The following is a 5478-nucleotide window of genomic DNA, read 5'->3' on the forward strand; positions in this document are numbered from 1 at the left end:
TACTATCATATATTTTTGCTTCTTGCACTTGGCTTTTTGCTATTTTTGCTATACAGGGAGATTAGAAAATGACCTTTTTATCTTCCTATTATCTCTGGTTTTTATTACTGCTTCTGCCGCTTTTTATCAAAAAAGATTTTAGAGAGTATAGGATAAGTGCATACGGCTACATGTTGACTTTTGTTTTTATAGTTTTATCGCTTGCCAGACCCATTATAGAGCAGGAGCCGATAAAGTCGGAGCAGATTTTAAGTGACGTTATCATCGGCGTTGACCTCTCATACTCTATGCAGGCGACGGATATTGAGCCTACAAGATTAGCATATTCAAAAGAGATGTTAAAGAAGCTCTTGGAGGCAAAGCAAAAGAGCAGGTTCGGCGTTTTGGGCTTTACGACAAACGCTATTGTGCTCTCGCCTCTGACTGAGGACAGAGAGCTTCTTTTGCATCTATTTGGCTCGCTGAATGAAAAGTTTATCATCACTCAAGGAAGCGATGTTTTCTCCGCACTAAAACTTGCAAGAAAGATGTCTGCTTCAAAAAAAGCGACCGTAGTGCTCTTTAGCGACGGGGCTGATGAGCTTGGCTACGAAGCGGAGGCGTATTTTGCCAAAGAGAACAACTTGAGAGTAAATATTTTTATGACAGCCTCGACTATGGGCGGAACTTTGAGATTGGAGAGCGGCGAGCTGCTTAAAGATGAGCTTGGAGATATTGTAGTAAGCCGCGAAAACAGCGCGATAAAAGAGATAGCTGATGCTACGGAGGGGATTTATACAAAAGATTTGGATGAACTGCTTGATGCCCTGTACTCTCAAGGCAAAGAGGATTACAAAAGCGAAGTGACCGTAATAAGAAACATGGAGCTTTTTCAGTACTTTATAGCGCTTGCTATCATTACATTTTTGGTAAGCGTGACTACTCTAAAGAGATTTGTTGTGGCGTTTTTGCTTCTTTTTGGTGTGCATCTGAGCGCAACACAGAACATGGAGTCTTTCAACAAAGCGACGCACTTTTACAAAAGCGGCGAGTATGAAAAGGCGTTGCAGAACTTTGAGATGGTAAAGTCAGCCGATATAGAGACAAAGTCGATAATCTACTATAATATTGCAAACTCGCTTGTGCGGCTGCAGCAGTTTGAAAAAGCAAGAGAGGCTTACCTGAAATCTTTAACGCTTCTCTACTCCAAAGAGGCTGATGAGAACTTGGAGTTTATAAAAGATGTCGGTGAGAAAAAAGAGATGAGCACGGCAGAGCAGCAGAGCAAAGAGAAGTCTGCACTTGTGAAAAAAGAGCAGAGTGAGAAGAGGCAAAAAGAGGGCGGCGGCTCAAATATGCAAGTAAGTGCGCAGGCAGGCGGCGGAGCGGATGATGATGGCAAAAAGAGCAAATCTCAAAACAAGATAAATTTAGAGGGCGGCAATGCAAAGCTGAGCTCAAAACAGTATGAACTTATAAATAAGAGGAGAGTAGATGAAAAAAAACCTTGGTAGGGTGATTTTAGTGCTGTCTATTTTTTTACATGTGGAAATTTTTGCCTCTACTTATACATGGAGTGCGTACGCAAATAAAACAACGGCTTACGTAAACGAGGCTGTTCATCTAAAATATATATGCAAATTTGACGACGGTGCACAGCTTGTAAGTATAGAGTTTAAGCCCGCAGGAGAGTATGAAAAGTATCTGCTGAAAAATCTAAGAGAGAGCGAGAGTATCGTGGATGGAAAAAAGATAAGCATCTACGAATTTGTTCTTTTTGCAAAAGTTGCCGGCCGGGTTGAGCTTGAATTTGAAACCGTTATGAAACAGACGACCAGAGATGCCATTGAAGAGATGGTAATAGGACGGGACAATGTAAAAAAAGAGGAGTCTGTAAAAAAGGTTTTAAAGCAGGAGCTCTTAACTCTGGAAGTAAAAGAGACAAACAACTCCCTTAGCGGAGAGTTTGATATAGAAGTTAAAAAAAATGAGCCGCGTGTAAAAGCTTATGAGCCATATCATATGCAGATACTCATAAAAGGTGCTGGAAATTTCAGCGCGGTAAAACCCATAGAGCTTAAGATAGAGGGTGTTAAGGTTTTTGCGGGAGATGTAGTTGCTAATTACAACCTTAGCAAAGATGGCGAGCGCGGAGAGTGGAGCCAGAAGTTTGCCTTTGTATCTGAGAAGGATTTTACAATTCCTGATATAAATATAGAGTATTTTAATCTTATATCCCAGAAGATAGAGAGCCTTGGCGTTGATGCCATAAATGTAAAGGTTGAGGGCGGATTTAGCAAAGAGGAGCTACTTGATGAGGCAGAACAGGAGAGCTTTAAATTTGACTACTCATATCTAAACTACATGTTGGTTTTTATAGTCGGTTTTTTGTGCGCCAAGATAAAGATAAAAAAGAGCACTGCTTCAAAAGATAAAAAAGAGATTTTTCACCAAAAGATAGATGAGGCAAAATCTCTTGATGAGCTGATGATTATTCTTGTTTTAAGCGGTGAGAAGAGGTACGAGAAGATAATCTTTGAGATAGAGAGCAAAAAACTCACCTCGCTTAAAAGTGCGAAAAAGATTAGCAAGTTAATATGATGTTAAATAATTTTTAACTAGAATTGTTTTCAAAATAGAGCAGACAAAAGGCAGACAATGAGATATTTTTTACTAATAGGCATATTTTTTCTAACATCTGTTCTTGCCGATAAAAGCGTTTTGAAAACGGTTACGATAAACCAGATGCAGTATGCGGACAAGACATTTTTGCAGGTAAAAGAGATTGCTCTGCAAGAGGCGAAGAACGCTGCCGCAAAAGAGATTTACGGCGAGGTTGTAATCTCTGAGACTGTGATGGCAAACGGCAAGATTTTAGATGACGTAGTGCGTGAACAATCAGGCGGAATTGTCCGTATAAAGGGCGAGCCTAAGTTTGGAAACGGCGAAAATTTCGGAGATATCGTAGTTAGCATAGAGGCGTATGCGACAGATGAGGATTTGAAAAACAGAGAGATGTTAAAATCTGAGATTCTGTTTGATAAGAGCGGCAACGGTGCAAGTGAGAAGATAGCGCAGGTTAGGCGCGGTTTTTACGGCACATGGAGCGGATTTGTTATGAGAAGAAGCGGCGGAAGCGGCGATATTATGATTAAGATAACAGACTCTGGAGAAGCGACGATAAACTATGACTCGCTTCACTGCGGCGGCGAGCTTATCATAGAGGAGAAGGGGGCTGACTTGGTAAAGTTTAAAGAGAGACTTACATATGGCGCCGATAAGTGCATAGATAACCGCTCTGTAAGCTTAAAAAAACTAAGCAACACACAACTGCTTTACATGCAGTTTAATGAGCACGGTGAAGAGGTTTCAAAAGGGACACTTTATAGAGAAGAGTAGGGTTGAGAGTTTTTAAATCAGGGAGCAGGATGTACAGAGCGATTTTGGTTATTTTTGTATATTTTTTTACGGGCTGTACTTCACCAAAAGAGCCAAATATTTCTCAAGCCGAGGAGTTGCCATCTTGGGTAAACAATCCTCCAGAGCTTCATGCAGTAGGCTCGAGCGGCGTAAATTTTCAGGGCATCTACACTCAGCATCTTGAAGCGATAAACAAAGCAAAAGGCGATTTGGCGCACAACATAAAATCCTACATCACATCGGAGTTTGAAATGGAGTCAAAATCAACAAAAAAGAGCTCCTCAACCAAAGTTTACGACAAGGTAAACGCATTTTCAGAGTTATTTTTAAACGAGAGTTATCAGGTTGACGCGTATATAGACTCAAAAAAGAGGCTCTACGTCCTTATGGGCAGCTCAAAAGAGAGAATAAGCAATCTCCTCGGTATCAAAGCTCAAAACAGCTCTAATATTGCATTGACAGCGCTAAAGACGGAGCCTTTTTTAAAAGAGATATTGATGCAGAGCAGATGCTATTCAAAGGATATACTCAAAGGCATAGATACTGAATCACGGCTTTATCAAAACAAGCCCGTATGGTTTTTTAGACCAAACTATAACGGTGTGGTCGGAAGTGTGGGAATAGCGGAAAAAGAGGAGGGAGTTACTTTTTTAAAGCAAAAAAGCGCAGCATTTGCTTTGGCGAAATCAGCTCTTGCAAAGAGGGTTCAGTCGCAAATAGCATCCGAGCATGAAGCACTCAAGATAACATACAACGACACTTCTGGCAAAATATTTGAGTCATCTTTAATTATCAGAAGCGAAATGAGGCTTGATGGTGTAGTCCAGAGAGATTTATGGCTTGATCCAAAGAGCTGCGAGCTCTATATCTGGGCAGTTAAAAAGTGAGTTATCCTTTGAAATTTGCTAAATCTTTCGTTGTTTTGGTACCTCTTATCTTTGGAGGCTGCTTCTCAAATCTTGCAACCTCTGTCGGCATGGATGTTGGCAAAAGAGCCGAGCAGGAGAGTATGTTTATTGAGGGTGATTACGCTCATGCCGCCGCTCTTGCCGACAAAAACAAAGAAAACCTCTCGTCGATGCTAAGGGCTGGAAACTACTATCTTTACGCAAATGATTATAAGCGCAGCATAGCTCTGCTTGACGAGTCCGAAGCGGTTATTAAAAATCAGCATGAAAAGATGGCAGCGCAGAGCGCGGCGGAGTATATGGCTCAACTGATGATAAATGATGCCGCGATTCCATACAGTGCTTCAATCTCCGAAGCTGTAATGGTAAACACATATAAAGCTATTGATTATATGGCGCTTGGGAAATTTGAAGAGGCCAGAGTAGAGTTGAACCGTGCGATTGACAGACAGCGGCGCGCAAAAGAGACCTATGCCGAGCTTATTGCAAAACAGAAGAGTGTTATAGCCCAAAAAAGGCGGGAGAAAAAAATAGAGGGTTTCGATAAGACCATGAACAACCCTCAGATAAAGGATATAGTAAGAGCAAACTACTCATCGCTTGAGCAGTTTGAAGCGTATCCTGATTTTATAAACCCATTTACGACATATCTTGCAGGGCTCTTTTTTTTAATAGAGGGAGACTATGCAAAATCATCCTCGCTTCTAAAAGAGGCGTACGGGATGATGCCGCAAAATGAGACAATAAAATCTGATTTTCTTATGGTTGAGCGTGCGCTTGATGGAGTGCCTATAAGAGAGAGATACGTGTGGGTAATCTATGAGAACGGTCTTGCTCCTATAAAAAAAGAGTATAAGATAAATATTCCGATGTATATGGCATCACAGAAAGTTCTCTATATGGGAATTGCTCTTCCGAAAATGGAACCAAGAGAGCAGGCAACGCCATACTTGGCAATATTTTCAGGTTCAAAAGAGATTGCAAAAACATCTGTTGTGGGCGATATAGAGAGGGTAATATTCAGCGAATTTAGGTACTCTTATAATGATATCTTGACTCGTGCAGTGTTTTCGATGCTCCTTAAGACATACTCGCAACATGAGGCAAGTGAGAAAAATCCATATTTCGGTCTTGCAACTGCGGCGTTTCAACTCTTAACAACACATGCGGA

At 41.1% G+C, this 5478-nt stretch carries 5 protein-coding genes; all 5 read left to right on the plus strand.

Translation table 11 applies throughout. The annotated features are described in order from the left end of the window. Positions 1-68: 68 nt before the first annotated feature. On the plus strand, positions 69-1493 hold the full coding sequence (locus K0A91_RS10500) for a VWA domain-containing protein (RefSeq protein ID WP_295010138.1): 1425 nt from the start codon (positions 69-71) through the stop codon (positions 1491-1493). Beyond that, on the plus strand, positions 1474-2580 hold the full coding sequence (locus K0A91_RS10505) for a hypothetical protein (protein WP_295010139.1): 1107 nt from the start codon (positions 1474-1476) through the stop codon (positions 2578-2580). The genes K0A91_RS10500 and K0A91_RS10505 overlap by 20 nt, the downstream gene beginning before the upstream one ends. A 57-nt stretch (positions 2581-2637) precedes the next feature. Continuing rightward, positions 2638-3378, plus strand: coding sequence for a hypothetical protein (locus K0A91_RS10510; RefSeq protein WP_295010140.1), 741 nt, complete (start codon positions 2638-2640; stop codon positions 3376-3378). Between the two features lie 29 nt (positions 3379-3407). Beyond that, on the plus strand, positions 3408-4286 hold the full coding sequence (locus K0A91_RS10515; RefSeq protein WP_295010141.1) for a hypothetical protein: 879 nt from the start codon (positions 3408-3410) through the stop codon (positions 4284-4286). Positions 4287-4294: 8 nt separating this feature from the next. Beyond that, positions 4295-5478: hypothetical protein (locus K0A91_RS10520; protein WP_295010142.1), on the plus strand; the 1184-nt coding region annotated here is incomplete at its 3' end.

Source organism: Sulfurimonas sp. (genome assembly GCF_019429335.1).
Lineage (GTDB): Bacteria > Campylobacterota > Campylobacteria > Campylobacterales > Sulfurimonadaceae > Sulfurimonas.